This window comes from Streptomyces sp. NPDC102462 (genome assembly GCF_044765425.1).
Classification (GTDB): Bacteria; Actinomycetota; Actinomycetes; order Streptomycetales; family Streptomycetaceae; genus Streptomyces.
On the sequence record NZ_JBIWKB010000146.1, the window covers coordinates 1 to 2,557 of the forward strand.

At 59.8% G+C, this 2,557-nt stretch carries 3 protein-coding genes; 1 reads left to right on the forward strand and 2 read right to left on the reverse strand.

Annotated features, from left to right (window positions below):
* Positions 1-106: 106 nt before the first annotated feature.
* Positions 107-277, forward strand: coding sequence for a hypothetical protein (locus ACIRFL_RS43700; protein ID WP_404041310.1), 171 nt, complete (start codon positions 107-109; stop codon positions 275-277).
* Positions 278-371: 94 nt separating this feature from the next.
* On the opposite strand, the gene ACIRFL_RS43705 is transcribed toward ACIRFL_RS43700, so the two are convergent.
* Together ACIRFL_RS43705 and ACIRFL_RS43710 are read right to left on the reverse strand one after the other, a co-directional pair.
* On the reverse strand, positions 372-1,136 hold the full coding sequence (locus tag ACIRFL_RS43705; RefSeq protein ID WP_404041312.1) for a barstar family protein: 765 nt from the start codon (positions 1,134-1,136) through the stop codon (positions 372-374).
* Positions 1,137-1,204: 68 nt separating this feature from the next.
* Positions 1,205-2,557 (reverse strand): polymorphic toxin-type HINT domain-containing protein (locus ACIRFL_RS43710; protein ID WP_404041315.1); only part of this gene is annotated, 1,353 nt, incomplete at its 5' end.

The following is a 2,557-nucleotide window of genomic DNA, read 5'->3' on the forward strand; positions in this document are numbered from 1 at the left end:
GGCCTCATCTGGTCGACGGCTGCCTCCCGCCCACCGGTCTGACCATGGACGACGGCGCGATCAGACCGCCGGACTCCGCGAGTTCAACCTGAGTATCAAGGAGCTGTTGGGCCACGCCCACATCGGCGTCACCGCCACCGTCTACGCCCACGTCCGCCTCCGCCTCCAACGCGACGCCATCGACCTCCTCGGCCACGCCCTCCGCAACCCCGGGGAGCTCACCAGCGGGCCCGACGACGGCGACGAACCACCCCTCGTCGGAGCCGCCGTCCGCTGACGTTGCCGTCAACTACTGCCGTCACCCCACCCAGACGCCCCGCCAGATGCCACCTGGCGGGGCGTCATATTTGCTCGCATGCACGCCTCCAAAGTCAGCAAGTGGCGAGATCTACGCGGAATTCGCGCATTAGGTCCACGATCGAATCCAGGAAGGCGTGATCAAGAGATTCTTGCGACGCCTGAAAGTTCCGCCAAATAATCCTCGCCGGGGGGCCCTCGCCGAAACTCGAAGAAATACAGTCCGCGAGAGCGTCGAGATTCGATCCAAAGTACCCACCCGGCCCGTTGACCGCCTCACCCAATGCACAGTAGAATCCCGACTTCGTGGAAATTTGCCCACCGTCCAAGTGGACAACCTCTCCCACTCCATAGCGAGCAGCCCTACGGTTCGAAGCGAACCAGGAATTCTGAACGACGTGCAGCCATGCACTCTGATAGTTCGCCGGCCACCGAACCCATTCACCCTTCTCCAGGGCGATCCCTGATGCCCAACGCGGCCAAATTCTTTCAGCTTCGGGATACTCGCAGCGATTACCGAAGAACCGGTAAGCGACTCTCGAAATATTTCCGCCTGGCTCCTCTACGTCCGTATCGCCGAGCACAACCCGACCAATGACGTACTCACCAATCTTCTCCCGTTGGCGATTCATGACCGCCATCACTGCATCTTCGACCCTCCGCCTCCCCTTCTCGACCTCATGGGCCCTCAGGAAGGCCACTTCCGACGACTCTTCTTCCGGGTCGACAAAAAATCCCTCTACTCCTTCAGCGGCAACAAGCACCCTCCCTGACTCTTCATCCGATACCACGTACAGCGGAAAATCCGCCTTGCCCGCTACAGGCAGTTCGCCAGCCATGCCTAATCCTCAAACCGGAACTGGTGCAGCGACAATCAAGTCGCTGCACCAGTTAACCAATAGAGCTACTAATTCCACCCCGAGTCAGGGAAATGGGATGCACTGAAACGTTGGATCTTCGTGTAATGCGTGGACGTCCAGCCGTATACCTTGACGCCGTTCGGCAGCTCCTTTTCCAGGATTCTGTCAGTTTCCGGCCTGCCAGGCACGCGGTACTCCTTGGAACCTGCCCACCACGGGTGTTCACGTCCCCCGTACGTGTCGTGCGAAGGAATCCGTCCTGCCTTCACGTCGTCGTAGGCTGAAGCGATCTTGTTATTCATCCCCCTGGGTAGGGGGTCCGACAGCTTCCCATTGGGGCAGTTGCTGTTGTGAACCAAGACCGGCGTCTGACCAGCGAGTACATAGTACGTGTGGACGCCCTCGATGGTCAGGTCGTGGGTAATCTGGCGCTTGGTGAAGTGGCGGGCGGCAGAGACCTTGGCGATCTGGCCGCTTGCTGTGCGCAGGGTCATGCCGGCGCGCAGGTGGCCAGCCTCCACCCATGCGGCTTCTGAAGGGGACCAGAAGGGGTGGGTGGTCGTGGCGATCACGGACTCATCCGTCCCGCTGTGGCCGGGTGAGGACACCATGAGGTCAACGAAGTCTTTGTCATCCTTTGTGACAATGGTGTCAATTACTGTCCGTGTGGTGGTCTTGCCGCTTACTGGGTCAGTGGCAGTTACTTTATCGCCGACCTTGACATCTTCGATGTCCTTTGTTCGTCCGTTGTCGAGAAGTACTTCAGTTCCGAGGACAAAGCTGTGATTGCAGCTACCAATAATTCCTTTACCTGCGCGAGCTGCTGTCAGCGCTTCCCCGTGGGCCTTACCATCGGCGAATGCCCGACCGATCGTTTCCGCCCAGCCTGGGCGGTTTAGTGGAAGGTCGTTTATATCATCTGAAGTGATCGGCTTGGTGCAGTCGAAAATCAAGCACGGGCCGAAATTGTCAATGACTTCTTCGGACCAGCCATAGAGCCACATCATCCACTGGGAGTCGTTCAGAGCGCCATCGAGGCTTCCCTGGTACTTCATCATCGCCTTGTGGAAGTCGCCGCGATCCACCGTTTGCGCAGTTCGAACGTACGGAGCTCCCTTTTCGGCTGCGGCAACGGTGGCGTGGTACGCGTAAATAGAGGCCGCGTTGAGCGCGTCCGGGCAGGTGTAATAGCAGCCGCCACGTCCGGTGCCACCTGTGGGGACTCCGACGTTGCTGCGGTGGGTTCCGGAACGGTTTTTGGGGTGGGGTTCGCTGTGGCCGGTGCCGTCGTCGAGCCACAGGCCGGTGGGGTCGCTGTGGGTGGTGGGGTTGTTGTCGGCGTAGGTGTAGCCGTTGAGGCTTTGTGGGTCGGTTGTGTCGAGGATGGGGTCGACGCTGAG